A 21,917-nucleotide genomic window follows, 5' to 3' on the forward strand; every position below is an offset into this window, starting at 1 on the left:
TCCCTCAGCAGCCCAGATGCCCCTCACAACCCCGACACCCTTTCCCGACGCCCGTCCCCAGCCCAGACACCATTCACCAGCCCCGATGCTCGTCGCTAACGTCTTTGCACGTTCTAATGCTCTTAGTGTTAGTGCTCGTGATGCTAGCGCTCTTGATGCTGGAACCGCGGTGGCGTTTCGAAGGTGTGCAACGGCGCGGGACTCGGCACCGTCCATTCAAGGTCCACGGCACCGTCCCAGGCCTTGGCCGGCGCCTTCTCGCCCCCTCTCACGCACTTGATGATCATCAACACGAACAGCAGCTGCGAGGTGCCGAACAGCAAGGCACCGATGCTCGAGGCCATGTTGAAGTCAGCAAACTGCAGCGCGTAGTCAGGTATGCGACGCGGCATGCCGGCCAGGCCAGAGAAATGCATCGGGAAGAAGGTCAGGTTCACCCCCACGACCGAGGTCCAGAAATGCCAGCGGCCGAGTCGTTCATTGGGGTAATGGCCGGTCCACTTGGGCAGCCAGTAGTAAACGGCGGCCATGATGGCGAAGACCGCCCCCGGCACCAGCACATAGTGGAAATGCGCGACCACGAAGTAGGTGTCGTGATATTGGAAGTCGGCCGGGGCAATGGCCAGCATCAGGCCGGAGAAGCCGCCGATACTGAACAGCACCACGAAAGCCAGCGCGAACAGCATCGGCGTCTCGAAGGAAATCGAGCCCTGAAACAGCGTGGCGATCCAGTTGAACACCTTCACCCCGGTAGGCACCGCAATCAGCATGGTGGTGTACATGAAGAACAGCTCGGCCACCAATGGCAGGCCGACAGCGAACATATGATGCGCCCAGACCAGAAACGACAGGATGGCAATCGAGGACGTGGCATAGACCATCGAGGCGTAGCCGAACAGCCGCTTGCGAGCGAAGGTCGGGATGATGGCCGAGACGATACCGAACGCCGGCAGAATCATGATGTAGACCTCGGGATGGCCGAAGAACCAGAAGATATGCTGGAACATCACCGGATCGCCGCCGCCCGCGGCATTGAAGAAGCTGGTGCCGAAGTTGATATCCAGCAGCATCATGGTGATGACACCGGCCAGTACCGGCATCACCGCGATCAGCAGGAAGGCCGTGATCAGCCAGGTCCAGACGAACAGCGGCATATCCATCATCCGCATGCCCGGGGCACGCAGGTTGAGGATGGTGGCGATGATATTGATGGCACCCAAGATCGAACTGATGCCCGCCATGTGCAGCGAGAGAATGAAGAAAGTCGTGGAAGGCGGCGAGTAGGTGGTCGACAGCGGCGCATAGAAGGTCCAGCCGAAGTTGGGCCCGCCCCCCGGCATCAGCAGCGTCGACAGCAGCAGCGTGAAAGCGACCGGCAACAGCCAGAAGCTGAAATTGTTGAGTCGGGGCAGCGCCATGTCTGGCGCCCCGATCTGCAAGGGAATCATCCAGTTGGCAAGGCCTACAAACCCCGGCATGACCGCACCGAACACCATGATCAGCCCATGCATGGTGGTCATCTGATTGAAGAACTCGGGCTGCACGAGCTGCAAGCCGGGCTGGAAGAGCTCGGCGCGCACCACCAGAGCGAAAATCCCGCCAATGAAAAACATGGTCAGCGAGAAGATCAGGTAGAGCGTACCGATCTCCTTGTGATTGGTGGTCAATAGCCAGCGCAGCAGGCCTCTGGGGCCGTGGTGGTAGCCGGCGTCGGCATGACCCGCCGTTCCAGAGGCTTCACCGGTCTGCTCGAGGGGGTGCTGTGGTGGTAACTGTGGAGGTAGCTTGGGCGCCATCGGTATCTCCTGTCATTCGGGTGATCGCGACTCGGGCGTCGCGAACAAGAGCCGTCAGGCCGGCTATTCGAGCCTTGCCTGAATCTCCGACGGCTGCACGCTATCCCCGGTATCGTTGCCCCAGGCATTGCGCTCATAGGTAATCACGGCGGCAATCTCCACCGGGCTCAGGCTGCTGCTGAAGGCCGGCATCGGCTTGCCTGCCACACCATTGATGACGGTAGTGATGTGCCGATCCCGCTCGGCCATCAGGGCCGGGTTGTTGGCCAATGCTGGGAAGACCGGCGGATTCCCCAAGCCATCGACCTGATGACAGGCAGCACAGATCGACTCATAGACCTGCTGGCCACGAGACATCAATTCGTCCATGGCCCACTCACGATCAACACCGCTGGCTTCCCTGGCCGCGGCCTGCTTGCGCTCGGCGAGCCAGGTATCAAAGGCCTCGGGTTCCATGGCTTCGACCACCACGGGCATGAAGCCATGGTTACGTCCGCACAGTTCGGTGCACTGGCCGCGATAGGTGCCGGGCGTTTCGATACGCACCCAGTTTTCGTTGACGAACCCGGGAATAGCATCCTGTTTGACGGCGAGGTCAGGCACCCACCAGGAATGAACCACGTCATCGGAGGTCAGCAGGAAACGCACCTTCCGCCCGACCGGCAGCACCAGCGGCTCGTCAACTTCTAGCAGGTAATTCTCGCCCTTGGCGGCGAGGCCATCGATCTGATCGCGAGGAGTGGTGAGATTGGAGGTAAAGGCAACGTCTTCGCCCAGGTATTCATAGTGCCAGCGCCACTGCTGGCCCGTGACCATCACGTCCAGATCGGCGTCCTTGGCGTCATACATCTGCTTGAGGGTGGCGGTCGCCGGCAATGCCATGCCGACCAGAATCAGCAAGGGAACCGCCGTCCAGATCACTTCAACGGTCGTGTTTTCGTGGAAATGAGAGGCCTTGGCGCCCCGGGAGCGACGGTAGCGGAAGAGGGAGTAGAACATCACGCCGAACACGACGACGCCGATCACCACGCAGATCCAGAAGATCGTCATGTGCAAGCCGTGAATATCACGGCTGAGGGCTGTCACGCCGAGCGGCATGTTCCAGCCATGGACCAGAGCCGAACGAGTCAGCCAGACGCTACCGCCAACGGCTGCCACCACACCAGGCAAATTGCGCATCGGCTCCTCCTTGTCTATCTGGTCACGGTCATTGTGAGCACGCCGCCCGCACTTCTGACGTCCCTAACTTTCCTGACTTTCCTGACTTCCCTGCCATCTTTGGCCTACTGCTGAAGCCACGATCTGCCATGGCTCAGGTAAGCAACGGCTAAGATGAGTATAGAAAGGTTGACGAGAAATCCTTATTCAGGGTATGCGCAATCACTAAACGCAGCCATCAACGTTCGTAGGGTCACTCACCCGGACGCCATCCAGGTTCCGACACCAACCCGGCCTTCCCTAATCTGCCGCGCTCATGGCCAGCATGAAGACGCCCACCACCAGCACCAGCGCCATCAGCAGGCCGACAATGATAAAAGTGACCGGCTTGCCCTCTTCGAAGTCCTTCTTGCGCTGCTGCTCTTTCTGCACCCCGAAGAAGGCCGCCAGCACCGACTTGATCACCTGCCACATCATCGCCTCCTGCGTTCGCTCATCACCCAGTCACTTTGCGCAAAAAAGCCGACTTCCATCAGAGAATGGGTGAAAAACGCCATTTCCGCACGGCACGGCGACCTGGCGCTTCTATACTCAAGAGTGGCGAAAGACCTGCATCGGTGGAGCAAATAATTACCTGATAATTATTAGTCAGCTATTACCAAACCAGGATGCAACGCCAAGCAAGAACCTGAAGATGGCTTATAAAAAACATGATGATTAAAGATCGCTATACAAGACAACGACGGTAGAGAAAGGAGGAGTGATGACAAAGCAAGCCGATAATATCACCCAGCTGCCTTTAGCAGTTCGAGAGGCCAGCGACCCGGTCATCAACTGGTGGCTGAATCACTGGATGGGGACGGCGAGCCCGTTTGCCCGCATGCAGGTTGCATGGATGGAAACGCTCTTTGATGCCATGCAGATGGAAGCCGAGCTGCTGACCGCCTGCGCCACCAGCCAGCAGCAGATCATCAAGTGCCTGTCCGATCAGCAGACACTCAAGGACCCGGCTGTCGTGGGCAGCTGTTATCAGGATGTCATGCAGGACTTCATCAATGCTCACCTGCACCGGATGGATAAGGTCAGCGAGATGGCCGAAGAATTTCGCCAGCGGGTGTGGGAAGAGATATAAGCAATCGTGGGCCGAGTAGCTCAGGCAAGCGGGTTTCACCCAGACGGGTCGTACTCAGCCGCGTCTCCCTCATGCCCAGTTCACCCGAGCCCAGTTCACTTGAGCCCAGCTCACTCGAGCACGAATGACGTAGTCAGCAACCTCGCAGCCATTCTGTGACCTCAGATACCAAACAGCGCCACGATCAGCGGCAGCAGGAAGGCCGTCACCAACCCTGTCAGGCCCATGGCGAGACCCGCAAAGGCGCCAGCCAGCGCACCGATAGAGCTGAAACTTTGCGCCGTGCCGAAGCCATGAGCCGCCAGCCCCAGGGTAAAACCTTGAACGGTCGGGTCCTTGATGCGTAGCAGTCTGAATATCCAGGGGCCCAGGGCACAGCCGATCGACCCGGTCAGCAAGACCAGTCCCGCTGCCAGCGATGGAATCCCGCCCAGTTGCTCGGCGATACCCATCGCGATCGGCGAAGTCACCGACTTGGGCGCAAGTGTCAGCAGTGTCTCCCGGCTCGCTCCCATCAGCATGGCGATGCCAAGTGTCGAGCCAACGGCAGTCACGATGCCGGTGACACAGGCGACCATGATCGGCCATATCAGCCGCTGAACTCGCTCCCGGTGGTCATAGAGCGGTATCGCCAGCGCTACCGTGGCCGGGCCGAGCAGGAAGTGAATGAACTGGGCGCCTTCGAAGTAGGTGCTGTATTCAATGCCGCTGAGCAACAGGAAACTGATCAGCAGTACGATCGAAATCACCACCGGGTGCAGCAAGGGCGTGCGGCCAAGCAGGATGTTGATTCGCGTGGCCAGATAGAAGGCGGCCAGCGTCACCAGCAGCGAGAGCAGGGGGTTACCAGACAGGTAGACCCAGACTTGGTCCAATGCGACGAAGTTCATTTGGTTTTTTCTGCCCCGCCGACTCGCTGGTTCATCCACATCATGACCTTGGCCGTGACGGCAAGGGTCACCGCCGTGGACACGAACAGCGTGACGACGATCGTCCAGAAATCAGCCTGAATCAGTTGGAAGTGCACCATCATCCCGACACCGGCCGGCACAAACAGCAGGGTCAGATAGTTCAACAGCCCCTGACCAGTCTTGCGAAGGCCATCCGGCACTCGCCCATTGATGAGCAAGGCGACCAGCAGAATCACCATGCCCATCACCGGCCCCGGAACGGGAATACTGAACCCTCGAACGATCAGCTCACCCAGGAACTGACATCCCAGCAAGATGATAAACCCAACGATCAATGACATGCCTGCCCTCCTCCATTCTTAGCTGAGGACAGTTTACCCCTTTCGTCTAGGTGCAGCCCAACCATCCAGCCAAGCTTTTGAAAAAAAAGCGCTTAAGGGGCTTCCCATTGCCGGCATCTCGCGCTAGTATACGCCTCGTTCTCGGGACACAGGAGCCGAAAGGCACTGCCAAGAACCAGAGTCGGAGCGTGGCGCAGCTTGGTAGCGCGCTGCAATGGGGTTGCAGAGGTCGCTGGTTCGAATCCAGTCGCTCCGACCAGAAATATCAAGAAAAACGGCCACTTAGCTCCTAGAGCGGTGGCCGTTTTTTTATGCCCTCCATTTTAGGTAGCAAATAGGTAGCAGTCGGTGGAAACAACCAGCAACACCGCACTGAATTCGAAATCCACATTGGCCAATGTCTGCCCTCCTCCTTTCAAGTATCCTAAAAGGCACCGACAGCCTACTGACAGAACTGACCAAACCCTGGTTAGCTTCAAGCCGTCCAGATCAGGCCTGGCCCTGCGCTGGCTGCAGCTCATCCCTTGAAGCTCTCAGGCTGGATAGCCTTTTTAGCAGATGAAGATGTATATCCGTGCCATCTCAACTACCGAACCTGTCCATGCAGCCGCGCCCTGCTACTCAGTTGGAGCGATCCCAAAGCCTCCTGACGTGGCATATCACTGAATGGACATTCCACGTTCCCATATAACATGCACCAAAAAAGCGTTGTATTAAGGACAGCGTTGCAATGTAGCCCATCCCCACCCTGCCTGACATGTTGATTGCCATAACTGGTCTAGCGCAGAAATATCTGAACGAATTCACCGGTCCTTTTCTGCCCATCGCATAGCCTTCCCCGCTCAAGTTTGATGAGATAGACGCATATCATCACGGTTGCATGAAGTGGCCACCCCATCGAACACAGGAAATCGCAGTACATGATCCTCACCCTCAACCAGCTGGAACGGCATCTGTTCAAGGCGGCCGACATCCTGCGTGGTCGCATGGACGCCTCGGAGTTCAAGGAATACATCTTCGGCATGCTGTTCCTGAAGCGCTGCTCGGATGTCTTCGAGGAGCGTCAGGAGGAAGTCCGCGAGCAACTGCGCCAGGCCGGCAAGAGCGAGGTAGACATCGCTCACGTCATCGAGATGACGAGCTGGTACAAGTCCACCTTCTACGTACCCGAGCAGGCACGCTGGGGGTACCTGCTCAAGGAAGCCCACCAGGGCGTCGGCAATGCGCTGAACAAGGCGCTGGCGGGTCTGGAAGAGCACAACCCAAGCCTCGCCGGGGTACTGGAGCACATCGACTTCACCCGCAAGGTGGGCTCCACCACCCTGCCGGACAAGAAGCTACGCGACCTGATCGTCCACTTCAGCGAGTACCGGCTGCGCAACGAGGACTTCGAGTTCCCCGACCTGCTGGGTGCCGCCTACGAGTACCTGATCCGCGACTTCGCCGACTCGGCCGGCAAGAAGGGCGGCGAGTTCTACACCCCGCGCCCGGTGGTCCGCATGATGGTGCGGCTGATGGCGCCCGATGAAGGCCACAGCGTCTACGATCCCTGCATGGGCTCGGGCGGTATGCTGATCCACGCCAAGGAATACCTGGAAGAGCAAGGCGGCGACCCGCGTCGGCTCTCGGTGTTCGGCCAGGAGGCCTCGGGCTCGGTGTGGGCCATCGCCAAGATGAACATGCTTCTTCACGGCATCAGCAGTGCCGACCTGCGCAACGACGACACCCTAACCGATCCACAGCATGTCGAAGGCGGCGAGCTGATGCGCTTCGACCGCATCCTCACCAACCCACCCTTTTCCATTGGCTTCACTCCCAGCCAGCAGTTTCCGGAGCGCTTCCACTACGGCCAGGTACCGGAAGGCGCCAAGAAGGCCGACCTGATGTTCCTGCAGCACATGGTCGCGAGCCTCAAAGCCGATGGCATGCTGGCCACCGTCATGCCCCACGGCGTGCTGTTCCGCGGCGGCGACGAGAAGCGCATCCGCGCCGGCCTGCTGGAAGACGACCTGGTGGAGGCGGTGATCGGCCTGGCCCCCAACCTCTTCTACGGTACCGGCATCCCGGCCAGCATCCTGGTGCTGCGCGGTAAGGGCGCCAAGCCCGCCGAGCGCCAGGGCAAGGTGCTGTTCATCAACGCCGACCGTGAATACTACGAGGGGCGCGCCCAGAACTACCTGCTGCCGGAGCATATCGAGAAGATCGCCAGCACCTTCGAGTCCTTCTCGGAGGTGCCCGGCTTCGCCCGTGCCGTGCCGCTTTCGGAGCTACGCGAGAACAACTACAACCTCAACATCCGCCGCTACGCCGACAACACCCCGCCGCCGGAACCTCAGGACGTACGCGCCCACCTCAAGGGCGGCGTACCGGTGGCCGAGATCGACGCCAGGCGCCCACTATTCAACGCCCAGGGCCTCGACCCCATGGCGCTGTTCATGCCTCGGGCGAACGACGCCGACTATGTGGACTTCGCCGAGCGGCTTGAAGAGAAACGCGACCTCAAGCCCGCCATCGAGAGCGACGCCGGCCTGAGCGATAAGGAAGCCCGCGCAATGGCCGCCTTCGAGGCCTGGTGGGCCGAGCACGGCGCCAGCATCACCACCCTTTCCGGCAACGACGGCCGCCTGACTCAACTGCGCGACGAGCTGCTGGGCAGCTTCACCGCGGCCCTCGAACCCCTGGCCATGCTCGACCGCTTCGCAGTGCGCGGCATCATTGCCGGCTTCTGGTTCGACAACAAGAACGAGTTCCGCACACTGCAGGCCCGTGGTTGCCTGGGCGTGGTGGACGCCTGGCGCACCTCGATCAATAGCCTGTTGGAGGATGAGCAGAGCAAGGCCAATCCGCTGGATCACCGCTTGGTGCACTTCCTGCTCGAGGACTATGTGGCCGAGCTGGAGGAACTCGCCGCCCGCAAGGCGGAGCTGGACGCCCGGATCAAGGCCGCCGAGGCCAAACCGGAGAGCGACGACAGCGACGACGCGGAAGCCCAGAGCGACGAGGACGACGACGCCCCCACCGAGGTTGAGGTCAAGGCCTGGAAGAAGGAACGCACCCAGGTGCGCAAAGCGCACAAGGCCAAGGTAGCGAACTTCGAGACGCGCCTGAACCAGGCCGTGGACACCCTAGACGAACCCGCCGCCGCCGAACTGGTGGGTGACATTCTGCACAACGATCTTAAGGGCATTCTCGAGCGTTATATCCGCCAGCAGCGCCAGCAGGTGATCGCCGCCTTCGAGGCCTGGTGGGACAAGTACCGGGTGACGCTGGCCAACATCGAAGACGAGCGCGACGCCGCCGCCCGAGAGCTGCAGCAGTATCTGGAGGGGCTGGGGTATGTCTGAGTGGAAATCACTCCAACTTGGCGATCACACCGAGGTCCTTTCTGGCTTCCCCTTTCCATCAGAAGGCTTTTCACAGGAAGACGGCGTGCCCCTCATCAGAATCAGGGACCTCCTTGCCGGCGAACTTGAAACATACTTTATCGGACCTTATCCCGATGATTTTGTCATTCATGATGGTGACATCCTTATCGGGATGGATGGCGACTTCAACATCGTTCGCTGGGCCAAGGGGAAAGCACTACTAAACCAGCGGGTATGCAAGGTTTTTACGTCCACTGCCGAATTGGATGACGGGTACCTCTTCTGGCTCCTCGAGCCCGAGCTTCAGGATATTCACCAGAAAACTCCTCAGACGACCGTCAAACACTTATCAGTCAGGGATCTGGCCCAGCTTCGAATTGAAGCCCCTCCGGTCAATGAGCAGCGGCTCATCGCCCGCATCCTCGACACCATCGACGTCCAGATCCAGAAGACCGAAGCGCTGATCGCCAAGCTGGAGAAGGTCAAGGAGGGGCTGCTCCACGACCTGCTGACCCGCGGCATCGACGAGAACGGCCAGCTCCGCCCCAGCCCCGAGCAAGCGCCGGAGATCTACAAGGAGTCGCCGCTGGGGTTGATTCCGAGGGAGTGGAGCGTTAGCTCGGCTGAAGAAGAGTTTGAGATCACAAGCGGGATAACGCTCGGCGCCCACCGTCGTCCCAATAAGAGCCCAACTCCGTACCTGCGTGTAGCGAATGTCCATCGTGACCAGCTATTGCTCGATGAAATTGCATTACTTGAGATGACCCCAGCAGAGCTGGATGCCAGATCATTACTCTTAGGTGATCTCCTAATAGTAGAAGGTCATGCCAACCCCAATGAGATTGGCCGGTGTGCAAAAGTAACTTCAGAAGCTGCCGGGCTGACCTTCCAGAACCATCTATTTAGGCTCAGAGCCAATGATCTGTTGCCGGGCTTTACATCTCTATGGATGAACTCGAATTTCGTCAGAAGCTACTGGAGAGCAACTTGCTCCACCAGCTCAGGACTCTACACCATAAATCGCACCCAGCTTAGCCGTGTCCCAGTAGCAAAGCCGTCAAGGTTTGAGCAAGAGTTCATTTGTTCGGAATACGACAAAATTCAAATATGGCTAAAAACTGAGGCTGGCCAGCTCGCGAAACTGCAGCTTCAAAAACAGGGGCTAATGGACGACCTCCTCACGGGCCGCGTACGCGTCACCCCGCTTCTCGGAAAAGACCAGGCCACTACCCCGGCATAGACCGGGGCTCGCACAACGACACAACACCAAGATTACATCGCAAAGGGAATTGCCATGACCACCTTCGATAGCACCAAGCGCTCGCTGCCCGAGCTGCTCAAGGACATCACCAACGGCAAGATTCAGCTGCCCGACTTCCAGCGCGGCTGGGTGTGGGACGACGATCACGTGAAGAGCCTGCTGGTCAGCATCGCTCGCTCCTTCCCGGTGGGCGCGGTGATGCTGATGGAAACCGGCGGCGAGGTGCGCTTCCAGACCCGCCCGGTGGAGGGCATCGATCCGAACAGCGTCACCAACGACCCGGACCATTTGATCCTCGACGGCCAGCAGCGCCTCACCAGCCTGACCCAGGCAGTCGGCCTGACCTCTCCGGTGAATACCCGCACCGCCAAGGGCAAGAAGATCCGGCGCCACTACTACTTCGACATTCGCACGGCGCTGGAAGGCGAGGATCGCCTGGAGGAAGCCGTGGTGGCGGTGGACGTCAACCGCCAGACCCACAAGAACTTCGGCCGCGAGGTGGACCGGGACCTCTCCACCCGACAGCTGGAGTGCGAGCAGCTGCTCTTCCCCTGCGACAAGATCCTCGATCCCTCCGATTGGCTGCAGGATCTATTCCGTTATAACCAGGAGGCCATGGGGGATTTCCTGGAGTTCCAGAAGAAGATCCTCGGCGCCTTCTCCGCCTACCAGCTGCCGGTGATCGAGCTGAAGAAGGAGACCTCCAAGGAGGCGGTCTGCCTGGTGTTCGAGAAGGTGAATACCGGCGGCGTGCAGCTCTCGGTGTTCGAGCTGATCACTGCAAGCTATGCCGCCGAGGGCTACAACCTGCGCGACGACTGGTTCGGCTCCGACATCCGCAAGGTGCCCTCGCGCAAGGCCCGCCTCGAGAATCACGAGCTGCTGGCAGATGTCGAGAGCACCGACTTGCTCCAGGCCATCACCCTGCTGCATACCCATGAGCGCAAGCATCAGGACCTACTGGACGGTAAGACTGGCAAGCAGGTGCGCCCGGTCAGCGCCAAGCGTGCCTCGGTTCTCGACTTGCCGCTAGAGGCCTACCAGCGCTGGGCCGATGCCGTGGAGAAGGGTTTCATCGAGGCCGCCTACTTCCTGAAGGGTGAGTGTTTCTACAGCCGCCGCGAGATGCCCTACGCCACCCAGCTGGTGCCTCTGGCGGCGGTGATGACCCTGCTGGGCGATCGCTGGCGCGAACCTCGCATCCACGCCAAGCTCACGCGCTGGTTCTGGAGCGGCGTGCTGGGTGAGCTCTACGGCGGCGCCGTCGAGACCCGCATCGCCCTGGACCTGGAAGAGCTAATGGTGTGGTTCAAGAACGACAGCGAGCTGCCGCGCACCGTGATCGACGCCTCCTTCGATCCCTCCCGCCTCGAGACCCTGCGCAGCCGAAACAGCGCCGCCTACAAGGGCATCAACGTGTTGATCCTGCGTGAAGGGGCCAACGACTTCTTCTGGAAGGGCGATATTCAGGAACTGGATAAACAGGACGTAGCGCTGGATATTCACCACATCTTCCCGCGTGCCTGGTGCGAGGATCAGGGGCTGTCCTACCGCGTCTACGACGCCATCATCAACAAGACGCCGATCTCCGCCCGCACCAACCGCATGATCGGGGGTGACGCGCCCTCGGCGTACCTGGCCCGCCTGCAGGACCATAAGCAGGTCCAGCTCGATGACGCGGCGATGGATGCCATCCTCGAAGGCCACCGCATCCCCACCGAGGCCCTGCGCGCCGATGACTTCAACGCCTTCTACCAGCAGCGCAAGCAGCGCCTGCTCGAGATCATCGAGAAGGCCATGGGCAAGAAACCATTGGCAGGGGCGGATGAAGAAGCACCAGTCGCTGCGGATAGTGAGGCACAGACGATCTGAGCGCTGCCCGCGCTCATCACCCCTTGGGCAGCAGGATCAGTGCGATCTCATGGAAGGAAGTGCTGCCCTTGAACGGCTAGAGGGAATCAAGGATGAGTGAATATATGGTCATCGGGATCGGTGGCGCCGGCCTTCAGCTGGCCTGGCAAGCGCACAGGCTAATGGGCGGTGGCTTCCTGGCCATCAATACCGATGAGGAACCCCTCGCGTCATTACCGCAGGATCAGCAGCTGGTCATAGGCCCGCAATGCTGCGGCGGCAAAGATGCATCGTCACCGGCGCGGGGCCGCCTAGCCGCGGAGGAGTCGCTAGCAGACATCAGGGCGCTTCTTCCCCACAGCGGGAAGGTGGTGCTGATGGCCGGGTTGGGTGGTGGCGCTGGTACAGGCGCTCTGACCATCGTGGCCAATGAAGTCATCCAGCGAGGGCTTGAGCCGCTCATCTCCGTGACTCTGCCCTTTCGGCTCGAAACTGAACGGCGAGAAGAGGCCTTGGCCGCCTTGAAGGAACTGAAGGCAACCGGGGCCGACATCATTACTCACGATCACGCACAGCAACACTTGAACTCGATGGCTCTCGAGTCAGTCTTGCAGACCAGTGCAACGGAGCTTGCAAGGCGTTCACACGCCTGGATAAAGGGAGAAACAGATGATTGATGAGACGCTGATCAGCGATGACCTCATGGAAATGGTCGGCCAGGCCCGTGAACGAGCGAACCAGAGGGGAGAGCGCTTCAACATCTTCTCGATTCTCAAGGTCCACCGTGACGAGGCCGAAACCCACTCACGCTTTCTGCATGAGCTACTGAACCCGCAGGGTCGTCACGGCGAAGGCAGTGCCTTTCTGGACCTGTTCCTCGATGGTGTGCTGGGTATCCCAAGCCACGGGGGGCAACACTTTCGGGTGCGCCGTGAACTGCCCACTGCGGAAAAGCGTCGAGTCGATATGGTCATCGAGTCACCGACCGACATTATCGGGGTCGAGTTGAAGATCGATGCGGCAGACCAGAATGCCCAGCTGCATGACTACTATCACGAGCTGCAACGTCGTGCGGAGGGAAGAAAGACCGTCACCCTGGCGTATCTGACCCTAGGGGGAAAGCGGCCATCGACCATGAGCCTCAAGGAGTTGAGCGAGGACGATGTGGTCTGCCTGTCGTTCGCGCATCACATCGCAGGCTGGTTGCAGAAATGCATCGATCGCAGCCATCACAAGCCGGAGTTAGCGCATGCCATCCAGCAGTATCTTCAATTGATTCGTAACCTGACAGGGAAGGGAGGAACGATGAACGATCTGGTAGCCGGTGAGCTGAAGGGGGATATGGAACGATTCCAGGAGGCCCTGGAAGTCGAGAAATCCCTTCCCAAGGCCAAGGCCTCTATCCAGGAGGTGTTCTGGAAAGAACTGAGCGATGCCCTGACGGATGAATTTGGCGTCACGCCGACCGTCTACGGTGGCAAGAATATCAGGGCCATTTCCTCGGACTACTACTCGAAGAACAAAAACAACAAGCATATCGGGTTCAAGTTGCCGATCGGCGAGGTGGGTAGCAAGGCTGTGTGCCTGTATACCAACCTCTACCATGCCGTTCATTATGGCCTCAGGGTGGAAGATGAGGCTGGCACTGTTGTCGCAGCCGGGAGCCTGCGAGACGCCTTCCGAGAGCAATGGGGTAAAGGCAATGCTGTGGCAGACAACCATGCTGACTGGCTGGTCTGTTACTACTTCAACCCGGAGGCAGGCGATGACGAAAAGATCATCAATTTTGACTCATTCAATACTGCTGCCGTAGGCCTGCTGGACGACGAGATACGCCGCACACTGATTGCCGATATTGTGGCGCACCAAGTGGAGCTGGCTGAAAAAGCCAAAAAGTTGTGTAGCCAGTAATAGACGCGGAAGAACCGATGCCAACCTACGGAAATATCCTTCTCAGACAGGACGAGAGCGGCGGCTTCGAGACGGCTCGCAAGGTGCAGCTGGGCTTTACCGACGGCCGCAACGAAGCCTGGCTGCGCGACCTGCTGGCCGAGCACCCCGACCTGCTGCCGATCGAAGAAGTCGATCCCTCTTTCGCGCCCCTGGTGCCTCTCTGCACCGAGCTACAGACCGAAGCCGGGCCGGTGGATGCGGCCTTCATCAGCCCATCGGGCCGGCTCACGCTGGTGGAGTGCAAGCTCTGGCGCAACCCTGAGGCTCGTCGCAAGGTCATCGCGCAGATCCTCGACTACGCCCGCGCGGTTTCGCGCTGGAGCTACGCGGACCTCCAGCGGCAAGTGGCCGCGGCAACTGGTCGGAAAGGAAACGCCCCCTTCGAGGCCGCCCGTGAGCTGCAGCCGGACCTGGATGAGGCCGCCTTCGTGGACGCCGCAGCGCGTGCCCTGCGTGAGGGCCGGTTCCTGCTATTGATCGCTGGTGACGGCATTCGCGAGGGCACCAGCGGCATGGCCGAGCTGATCACCCGCAACGCCGCCATGGGGTTCAGCTTCGGGCTGGTGGAAGTCGCCCTCTACGAGTTCGGTGACCAGGGCCTGGTGGTCCAGCCGAGGGTAGTCGCCAAGACAGAGACCATAGAACGCACTTTCGTTCATGTTCAATCAGGTGACAGCGGCTCGCTGCACGACATCAGCGACGAAGGCGAAGCTGAGAGTGGCGGCGAGTCCGTCGCGGTAGCCAACGAGCGTGCCTGGTGGGAACCCCTCACCCGCCTCAGCTTCGATGACCCGGAGCAGGAATCACCGCTCTACCGGCCCCGCAACCACGTCAGGGTGCAACTGCCCTACCCCGGCATCTGGATCACCGCCTACCGCTCCATGGGAGAGGGTATCTGCGGCGTGTTTCTGACCGGCAAGAAGTCGGAGATCCCGCAGGTACTCGATGTCCTCAATGAAGAGCGGGAGCACATTCTCGGGGAGTTGCCACATGGCACAAGCGAGCGCCAGCAAAGCGCCCCCGACAGATCAGGGTTCGCGAGCTACGCTCGACTCAATGAGTTCGCAACAGATGACGAATGCCGGAACTGGCTGGCACAGCAGCTCAATCACTTCGTCAACGCTTTCAGGCCGCGGCTGAAGGCGATGGCCAAGTGAGAAGAATGGCTGCAGACGATTGCCACACAAGCTGCAAGCCGCTGTTCAAGGGCACCAACACCAGCAGAATTAACCGCTCAAACTTGATGATCGGAGCGGTCCAGGCGAGGGGTATAGACATGCCAATGAGTCACGCAGGAGCAGATTTGGCATGAACCGATATCGTGCCACGGGATTGCAGGGTAGCGCTGAGCCTGGTTCACACGGCCGTGTGATGGCCAACAAGATCGGGCTTACCGATCAAGAGAGCCTGGACGAAGCCGAGGCCGAGCTTTTGTTCAAGCTCTATGCGGAGGTGTTCGAGTCATTGGAAGAGGACCAGCCTCTCGATGTTGCCTTACTGAAGCAGTGGCACCGCCGTTGGCTTGGTAGTCTCTATGACTGGGCCGGTGAAGAGCGACAGGTCAATCTGGAGAAGGATGGCTTCCCTTTCGCGGCGGCTGCACAGCTCCCCCCTTTGCTGCGGGATTTGGATAAGAAATGGCTGAGCCAACTGACACCTTGCAATGACATGAGCCAGGAGGAAACGATACGCGCTATTGCCCAAGTGCATGTCGAACTGATCTTGGTGCACCCATTCCGGGAGGGCAACGGCCGCATCGCCCGCCTTCTGGCAGACGCCATGGCCTTCCAGTCTGGACTAGGACTACTGGATTATGACGACTGGAGTAAGAACAAGGCGTCCTATATCGGCGCAATCCACACCGGGCTGGCAGGCGACTACGAACCGATGGTGGAGCGGGTCAGGCGAGCGGTAGGGACTTAAAGCGGGACTTGCCAGAACGCAGTTTCACCTCAATGGCATGACTGGGCTTACCTGTTTCCACGGCTGTGGATGTGGAAACGGCCTTCAGCAAGGCCTTGCGGCCCACTGTGCGACGTTTCTTGAGCGCTGTCGAAGCTGTCATGGGTGCCCTCCTCATCAGATAAGTATCATTTTACGCGCTTTCCCAAGAACCTGCATTCAGGTTACTACGATAAAGGGCATTCGCTACCATCGAAGAACTTACATCAACCTTTGGAGCCATGGCATGGCAGGACCCGAGTACACGGACGTAGAGAAGCCTTTCATCGATCAGCTAGTCGGTCAGGGTTGGAAATACATCGCCGGTTCGCTGGATGACCCGGCAGTGACTCATCGAGAGAGCTTCGCTAAGGTCGTGATGGAGCCGATCCTGCGCCAGCGGCTCCGCGCCATCAACCTGCACCATGGAGAGCATTGGCTGGACGAAAGGCGGCTGGATCAGGCGGTATCGGCCATCACGCGCCTGCCGGCCAGCAAGGTCATGGAGGCCAACAAGCTGGCCACCGAGCTTTTGGTCGGTGGCCTGACCGTCGAGGGCCTGGAGGGCTGGGACGGTGGCCGCGGCCAGACACTGCGGTTCATCGATTGGGACACGCCGACCAACAACACCTTCACGGTGGTCAACCAGTTCAAGGTGAAGTGTCCGCCGGGCCACGACTCGGCCAAGGGCCATGTGATCCCTGACCTGGTGTTGTTCGTCAACGGCATCCCGCTGGTGGTGGTGGAGTGCAAGAGCCGCACCGTGCCGGAGGGCATACCCGAGGCGGTGGATCAGCTGCGTCGCTACCATGACCAGCGCCATCTGGATTTCGAGGTGGAAGAGCATGAGGGCGCCCCGGCTCTATTCGCGACCAGTCAGTTCCTGGTGGCCAGCAACTTCGATGAGGCCCGAGTCGGCACCATCGGCGCAGGCTTCTCCCACTACCTGAGCTGGAAAACGGTCGCCCCGAGACGGGAAGCCGAGGTGGCCATCGATCTGGGCGTGGCGGATCTCTCGGCGCAGCAGCGCCTGGTGGCCGGCATGCTCACCCAGACCCACCTGCTCGACATCGTGCGTCACTACACCCTGTTCATGAACCCAGGTGGCCAGGACATCAAGCTGGTGTGCCGCTACCCGCAGTTTCGCGGCGTGACACGCGCCATCGAACGGCTGAAGACCGGCAAGACGCGCCACGAGGACGGCGAGGCCGATCGACGCGGCGGCATCGTCTGGCACACGCAAGGCAGTGGCAAAAGCCTCTCCATGGTGTTCCTGGTGCGCAAGCTGCGTACCGATCCCGAACTGCGTCGCTTCAAGGTAGTGGTCATCACCGACCGCAAGGACCTCCAGGCCCAGCTGTCGGCCACCGCAGAATTGACCGGCGAAAGCGTCGAGAAGGCGAGCCACACCGCAAGCCTGAAGAAGCTGCTGGCGCGGGAAGGCCCTGGCCTGGTCTTTGGCACTATTCAGAAATACCGCGACCCAGATACCGACGAACCCGCCGGCAAGCGCGAAGAGTCAACGACAGACGAGTATCACGGCAAGGAGCATGAACTGGACAGCGGCCGGCGCGATGCAGCAGAGCCTAGCCGCCTGGACAAGACGCCGAAGAAGCCGAGCCTGAGAGCACCCTTCGAGGTGCTCAACACCAGTGAGGACATCCTGATCCTGGTGGACGAGGCGCATCGCACCCAGGCTGGCGACCTGCACGCCAATATGCTGCGCGCCCTACCCAACGCCGCCCGCATCGGTTTCACCGGCACGCCCATCATAATGGGTGACAAGAAACGCACCCACGACATTTTCGGCGAGTACATCGACCGCTACACCATCAAGGAAGCGGAACAGGATGGTGCCACGGTGCCGATCCTCTATGAAGGCCGCACCGCCAAGGGAGCCATCAAGGAGGGCGCCAGCCTCGATGGCCTCTTCGAGGACCTGTTCCGCGAGCACACCAAGGACGAGCTGGAGGCCATCAGGAAGAAGTACGCCACCAAGGGGCAGATATTCGAAGCCCCTCAGCTCATCCAGGAGAAGGCCCAGGACATCCTTCGCCACTACGTCACCCACATCCTACCCAATGGTTACAAGGCGCAGCTGGTAGCCTATAGCCGCCGGGCGGCCATGCGTTACTTCGAGGCCCTCGAGTCGGCCAAGGCAGCGCTGCTCGCGGAAGCCGAGGCGCTTTCTCCGCAAGACAAGGCGCTCGATGACACTCAGCTGCTCACGCGGCCACCGCGGATCAAGGCCGCCATTCAGGCCTGGCGCTATCGCGATGTGCTGCAGCAGCTGGAGTTCGCCGTGGTGTTCAGCAGCGGCAATAATGATGATTCTGCCTGGGCCAAGTGGAGTGATCGCGGCGCCGTCGAGAGCCATATCAAGCGCTTCAAGAAGCCGCTTACCCATGAAGACCCGCAGAAGGCCGATCCGCTGGCCTTTCTCATTGTCAAGTCGATGCTGCTCACCGGCTTCGATGCGCCCATCGAGGGCGTGATGTACCTGGATCGCTCCATCCGCGAGGCAGAGCTGCTGCAGGCCATCGCGCGCGTGAATCGCACCGGTCACGGCAAGACGCACGGCATGGTGGTGGACTACTTCGGCGTGGCCAACCACCTCAAGGAGGCGCTGGCCGCTTACAGCGAGGAGGACATCGACGGCGCCCTGCGCAGCCTCAAGGATGAGATACCCCTGCTGCGTGACCGCCATTTGCGGGTCATCGACGTGCTGCGTAGCCAGGGGATAGATAGCCTGACTGACAGCGAAGAGGCAGTGAAGGTGCTGGCCGACGAGCGCCTGCGGGCCGAGTTCGTGGTCAAGCTCAAGGAGTTCAACCAGACCCTAGATGACGTATTGCCCCGCCCGGAGGGACTGGAGTTCGTCAACGATGCCAAGCAGCTCGCCTACATACACGCCCTGGCCCGCAACCGCTACAAGGATTCCCTCAACCTAGGCAAGGACACCGGCAGCAAGGTGCGCAAACTCATCGACGACTATGTGATTTCGCTGGGGATCGACCCGCGCATCCCGCCTATACAGCTCACCGATGCAGACTTCGATGAGTACATGGACCGCCAGGTGGGCGAACGGGCCAAGGCCTCCGAGATGGAGCATGCCATCCGCTCCCATGTGCGAAAGCACCTGGACGAAGACCCGGTGAAGTACAGTCGTCTTAGTGAGCGCCTGGAAGAACTGCTCCAGCAACTCGACGGCCAGTGGGATGAACAGGTCGAAGCGCTCAGGGGACTAATCCAGCAACTGCGAGACGGCGCCAACGTGGGGGGCGAGGCGATCCCCGACATGCCGGCCCACGCTGAGCCCTTCTGGCGCGAGCTGGTGGCCAGCAGCGGCCTGGAGGCCGATCAAGTGGATGCCGATACCGCCAAAAAGCTACTGGAAGCAACCGAGGAGGTGGTTGGCCTAATCCAGCAGGAGATCGCCATTCCCGACTTCTGGAAGCCCTCGCATGTTGCCGACCAGGAGGCACTGAAGGGACGGCTGTTTGAAGAGCTGTTCACCAAGAACCTGGTGCCGATCACCGAGGTGGAAGCTCTCGCGCATCGTCTCTTCGACCTGGCCCGCAGCAACCATGAGAGACTGGTGAACGCATGAGCCGGCTAGTAGTGGGCGACTTGGCTTTCGAAGTCCGCGAGAGCGCCCGGCGCAAGACGCTGGAGATTACCGTGGACCGTGACGGCGAACTGATCATCGCCACCCCCAAGGGCACCGATGCGCAGCTACTGCACGATTTTGTGGCCGAGAAACGCTACTGGATCTACCAGAAGCTGGCGCAGAAGGCCGAGAGCCAACGCCGGCTGCCGCGGAAGGAGTTCGTCAACGGCGAAGGCTTCCTCTATCTAGGTCGCAGCTACCGACTCAAGCGGATCGCGTCAGACGATCAGGAGGCCCCACTCAAGCTGGTCGCCGGCCGCTTCCAGCTGCGCGAAGATGCACTCACCGATGCCAGAGCGCACTTCATCCGCTGGTACAGCGATCGCGCCAGCGCCTGGCTCACGGCCTGGGTGAAGGAGCACGCCCAGCGTATGGGGGTGGAACCCACCGGCGTGAAGGTGCAGGACCTCGGCTACCGCTGGGGCTCCTGTGGCAAGGGCAACCGAGTCTATTTTCACTGGAAGACCATCCTGCTGCCACGCCATATCGCCGAGTATGTGGTCGTCCACGAGCTGGTCCACCTAATGGAGCCCCACCACACACCCGCCTTTTGGCGCCTTATGGAGCGGGCCATGTCGGACTATGAGCAGCGCAAGGCCTGGCTGGCCCGGCATGGCATCGAGGTGGAGGGAGTTTGAAGATCATTCACGTGCCGTGATCGGAGTCTGTCAACATAGTTGGCACATGAAATGACTTCGGCTCTTTAAAACCCTGCTGCCTGTGGCACCGGGTCCCTCTCGGGGTTCAGGTGCACTACCTCTGGCAGGCTGAGTTTCCGGATGTCACCCGACCAGCGCTTCGGGTGACGTTGCTTCGCCGCCTCGAAGACCTCTCGGCGCTGCGCCAAGATGCCTTTGGCCTCGCCGTTATGGCGCTGGCTCGGCGTGACGTAGCGAAGGGCGCTGTGACGGTGCTCGTGGTTGTACCACTCGGTAAATTGCTGAACCCAGTCCTGGGCCTCGGCTAGGGTGGCGAAACCGTCGGCGGGGAAGCCCGGCCGGTACTTCAGCGTCTTGAAGGCCGACTCGGCGAAGGCGTTGTCATTGCTGACCCTCGGCCGGTTGTACGACGGGGTGATGCCCAAGTCGTAGAGCTTCTCCAGGAATGTTGCCGCCTTCATCGGACTGCCGTTATCTGAGTGCAGAATCAAGGGCTTGTGAAGATCGGTGAGGTGCTCTCGCCAGCAGGCCTTCTGGATCAGCTCAGCGGCCAGCTCACCGGTCTCCGTCTCGTAGACTTCGTGCCCAACGATCTTGCGGCTGAAGACATCCATGATCAGGTACAGGTACCACCAGGTGCCACGCGCGGGGCCGGGAAGCCACGAAATGTCCCAGCACCAAAGGCGGTTCGGCGCCGTGGCTTGATGCGTGGTCGGAGGGCGCTTGCGCTGTGGGGCCTGCTGGTGGCCCCGGTGATGTTGCTGGCCAACTTCATGAAGCACTCGGTACATCGTCGACTCAGAGGCCAGGTAGCAGCCCTTATCCGCTTGATCGGCCACGATGAAGGCCGGAGGGCGGCTCCGATACTCGGGGGCATTGCACAGCGCCACGATTGCCTCTCGCTCCTCGGGAGACAGCTTGTTGGCCGGCTCCGGACGGTCGGCATCGGGACGGCGATCAGCCGTCACCTCGCCCTCAGCGACCCAGCGGTAGTAGGTCCTTACGTTGATGCCCATCACCTGACAGGCCTTGGCCAGCCGAGCACCGTCACGCTGGGCATCTTGCACCAGGGTCACGATGCGCTGGCGATCCGGGAGGCTGGTCAGTCGTCCTCGTCGTTGGTCGTGCCCCAGATCGCCTCTGCCTTTTTTGACAAGGCCAGCAGCGCCGCCGTCTCGGCCAGTGCCTTGTCCTTGCGGCGCAGTTCTCGCTCCAGCTTGCGGAGCCGCTTCTGCTCCTCCTTGCGGGCCTGGCGCTGTTGCTTGGCCTGCGCTGGGGCATCGCCATTGGCGTTCATGCAGGCATCCCGCCAGGCCTCCACCTGCTCGGGGTAGAGCCCGCGCTCACGGCAATAGGCGCTGAGTTCGGCCTCGTTCATCGGGGCCGTTTCCAGGACGATCTGGAACTTCTCTTGGCTGGTCCACTGGTCGGGCTGGGTCGAACGTGATGGCAAAACCTGTCCTCTTGTTCTGGCCTGTTTTCGCCAATTGTAGAGGGTTGTCGCGGTGATGCCTTCCTGCTCGGCCAGTTCCGGGACGGTCATGCTCATGGGCGGCGCCATCTTCTTGAGGATGGCTTCCTTACGTTCTGCGGGGTAACGCATGTTGATCACCTCTCAATCCGTTTAGGTGACAACTACGTTGACGTATAGGGTGATGGAAACGCCGATGCGGATTTCATTGTGGCCGCAGACGATGATGAAGAGCCCCGATAGGATCTGAAAAGTTACTGGCGAAACAAATGGAAACCAAAAAATTGCATCCACGTGGTCATTGACACCCCCTCTGCAACAGACAAAATAACTAGACATTAGATAAAAATAATATTTATAAAGCTTCGCCTCGTTAATCGAAATCGAAGCAAAAGAACAGACAACCCT

Annotated in this window: 16 protein-coding genes and 1 tRNA gene; 11 read left to right on the forward strand and 6 right to left on the reverse strand. The window is 60.2% G+C overall.

Annotated elements, in window-relative coordinates; translation table 11 throughout:
- Positions 1 to 143: 143 nt before the first annotated feature.
- The 3 genes from ctaD to Q2K57_RS16425 form a co-directional block, all read right to left on the reverse strand.
- Complete coding sequence (gene ctaD / locus Q2K57_RS16415; RefSeq protein ID WP_304525710.1) at positions 144 to 1,796, reverse strand: cytochrome c oxidase subunit I; 1,653 nt, start codon at positions 1,794 to 1,796, stop codon at positions 144 to 146.
- Positions 1,797 to 1,859: 63 nt separating this feature from the next.
- Positions 1,860 to 2,975, reverse strand: coding sequence for a cytochrome c oxidase subunit II (gene coxB, locus Q2K57_RS16420; protein WP_304525711.1), 1,116 nt, complete (start codon positions 2,973 to 2,975; stop codon positions 1,860 to 1,862).
- Positions 2,976 to 3,254: 279 nt separating this feature from the next.
- Entirely contained in the window at positions 3,255 to 3,428 is a 174-nt protein-coding gene (locus tag Q2K57_RS16425; RefSeq protein ID WP_112055213.1) for a DUF2970 domain-containing protein, read from the reverse strand.
- Between the two features lie 289 nt (positions 3,429 to 3,717).
- Here Q2K57_RS16425 and Q2K57_RS16430 point away from each other — a divergent pair, with 289 nt between their 5' ends.
- The gene (locus Q2K57_RS16430; RefSeq protein ID WP_304525712.1) at positions 3,718 to 4,086 is read left to right on the forward strand and encodes a hypothetical protein; all 369 of its coding nucleotides are present in this window, start codon (positions 3,718 to 3,720) and stop codon (positions 4,084 to 4,086) included.
- Between the two features lie 161 nt (positions 4,087 to 4,247).
- On the opposite strand, the gene Q2K57_RS16435 is transcribed toward Q2K57_RS16430, so the two are convergent.
- On the reverse strand, positions 4,248 to 4,976 hold the full coding sequence (locus Q2K57_RS16435; RefSeq protein WP_304525713.1) for an LrgB family protein: 729 nt from the start codon (positions 4,974 to 4,976) through the stop codon (positions 4,248 to 4,250).
- The gene (locus Q2K57_RS16440; protein ID WP_304525714.1) at positions 4,973 to 5,338 is read right to left on the reverse strand and encodes a CidA/LrgA family protein; all 366 of its coding nucleotides are present in this window, start codon (positions 5,336 to 5,338) and stop codon (positions 4,973 to 4,975) included. The genes Q2K57_RS16435 and Q2K57_RS16440 overlap by 4 nt, the downstream gene beginning before the upstream one ends.
- A 182-nt stretch (positions 5,339 to 5,520) precedes the next feature.
- Here Q2K57_RS16440 and Q2K57_RS16445 point away from each other — a divergent pair.
- From Q2K57_RS16445 to Q2K57_RS16490, 10 genes are all read left to right on the forward strand, one after another.
- A tRNA-Pro gene (locus tag Q2K57_RS16445) sits at positions 5,521 to 5,597 on the forward strand.
- Between the two features lie 661 nt (positions 5,598 to 6,258).
- On the forward strand, positions 6,259 to 8,682 hold the full coding sequence (locus Q2K57_RS16450; protein WP_304525715.1) for an N-6 DNA methylase: 2,424 nt from the start codon (positions 6,259 to 6,261) through the stop codon (positions 8,680 to 8,682).
- A complete protein-coding gene (locus tag Q2K57_RS16455) occupies positions 8,675 to 9,943 on the forward strand; it encodes a restriction endonuclease subunit S (RefSeq protein WP_304525716.1) in 1,269 nt (422 codons plus the stop codon). Before Q2K57_RS16450 ends, Q2K57_RS16455 begins: the two co-directional genes overlap by 8 nt.
- 54 nt (positions 9,944 to 9,997) lie before the next feature.
- Entirely contained in the window at positions 9,998 to 11,836 is a 1,839-nt protein-coding gene (locus Q2K57_RS16460; RefSeq protein ID WP_304525717.1) for a DUF262 domain-containing protein, read from the forward strand.
- Positions 11,837 to 11,940: 104 nt separating this feature from the next.
- Positions 11,941 to 12,492, forward strand: coding sequence for a hypothetical protein (locus Q2K57_RS16465; protein WP_304525718.1), 552 nt, complete (start codon positions 11,941 to 11,943; stop codon positions 12,490 to 12,492).
- Positions 12,485 to 13,726: a PD-(D/E)XK nuclease family protein gene (locus Q2K57_RS16470; protein WP_304525719.1), complete on the forward strand. Its 1,242-nt coding sequence runs from the start codon at positions 12,485 to 12,487 to the stop codon at positions 13,724 to 13,726. The genes Q2K57_RS16465 and Q2K57_RS16470 overlap by 8 nt, the downstream gene beginning before the upstream one ends.
- 17 nt (positions 13,727 to 13,743) lie before the next feature.
- The gene (locus tag Q2K57_RS16475; protein WP_304525720.1) at positions 13,744 to 14,925 is read left to right on the forward strand and encodes a hypothetical protein; all 1,182 of its coding nucleotides are present in this window, start codon (positions 13,744 to 13,746) and stop codon (positions 14,923 to 14,925) included.
- A 151-nt stretch (positions 14,926 to 15,076) separates the two neighbouring features.
- Complete coding sequence (locus Q2K57_RS16480; RefSeq protein ID WP_304525721.1) at positions 15,077 to 15,691, forward strand: Fic family protein; 615 nt, start codon at positions 15,077 to 15,079, stop codon at positions 15,689 to 15,691.
- 265 nt (positions 15,692 to 15,956) lie between these two features.
- On the forward strand, positions 15,957 to 19,319 hold the full coding sequence (locus Q2K57_RS16485) for a type I restriction endonuclease subunit R (RefSeq protein ID WP_304525722.1): 3,363 nt from the start codon (positions 15,957 to 15,959) through the stop codon (positions 19,317 to 19,319).
- Positions 19,316 to 20,017, forward strand: a complete 702-nt coding sequence (locus tag Q2K57_RS16490) for a M48 family metallopeptidase (RefSeq protein WP_304525723.1) — start codon at positions 19,316 to 19,318, stop codon at positions 20,015 to 20,017. The genes Q2K57_RS16485 and Q2K57_RS16490 overlap by 4 nt, the downstream gene beginning before the upstream one ends.
- Before the next feature lie 65 nt (positions 20,018 to 20,082).
- Here Q2K57_RS16490 and Q2K57_RS16495 read toward each other — a convergent pair.
- Positions 20,083 to 21,641, reverse strand: a protein-coding gene (locus Q2K57_RS16495) for an IS3 family transposase (RefSeq protein WP_304525493.1) whose coding sequence is annotated in 2 segments (ribosomal slippage) — positions 20,083 to 21,162 and positions 21,165 to 21,641 — 1,557 coding nt in all. Because the reading frame shifts where the segments join, the coding sequence is not laid out codon by codon here.
- Positions 21,642 to 21,917 lie beyond the last annotated feature (276 nt).

The sequence above is a fragment of the Halomonas sp. I5-271120 genome (genome assembly GCF_030553075.1).
Taxonomy (GTDB): Bacteria; Pseudomonadota; Gammaproteobacteria; order Pseudomonadales; family Halomonadaceae; genus Onishia; species Onishia taeanensis_A.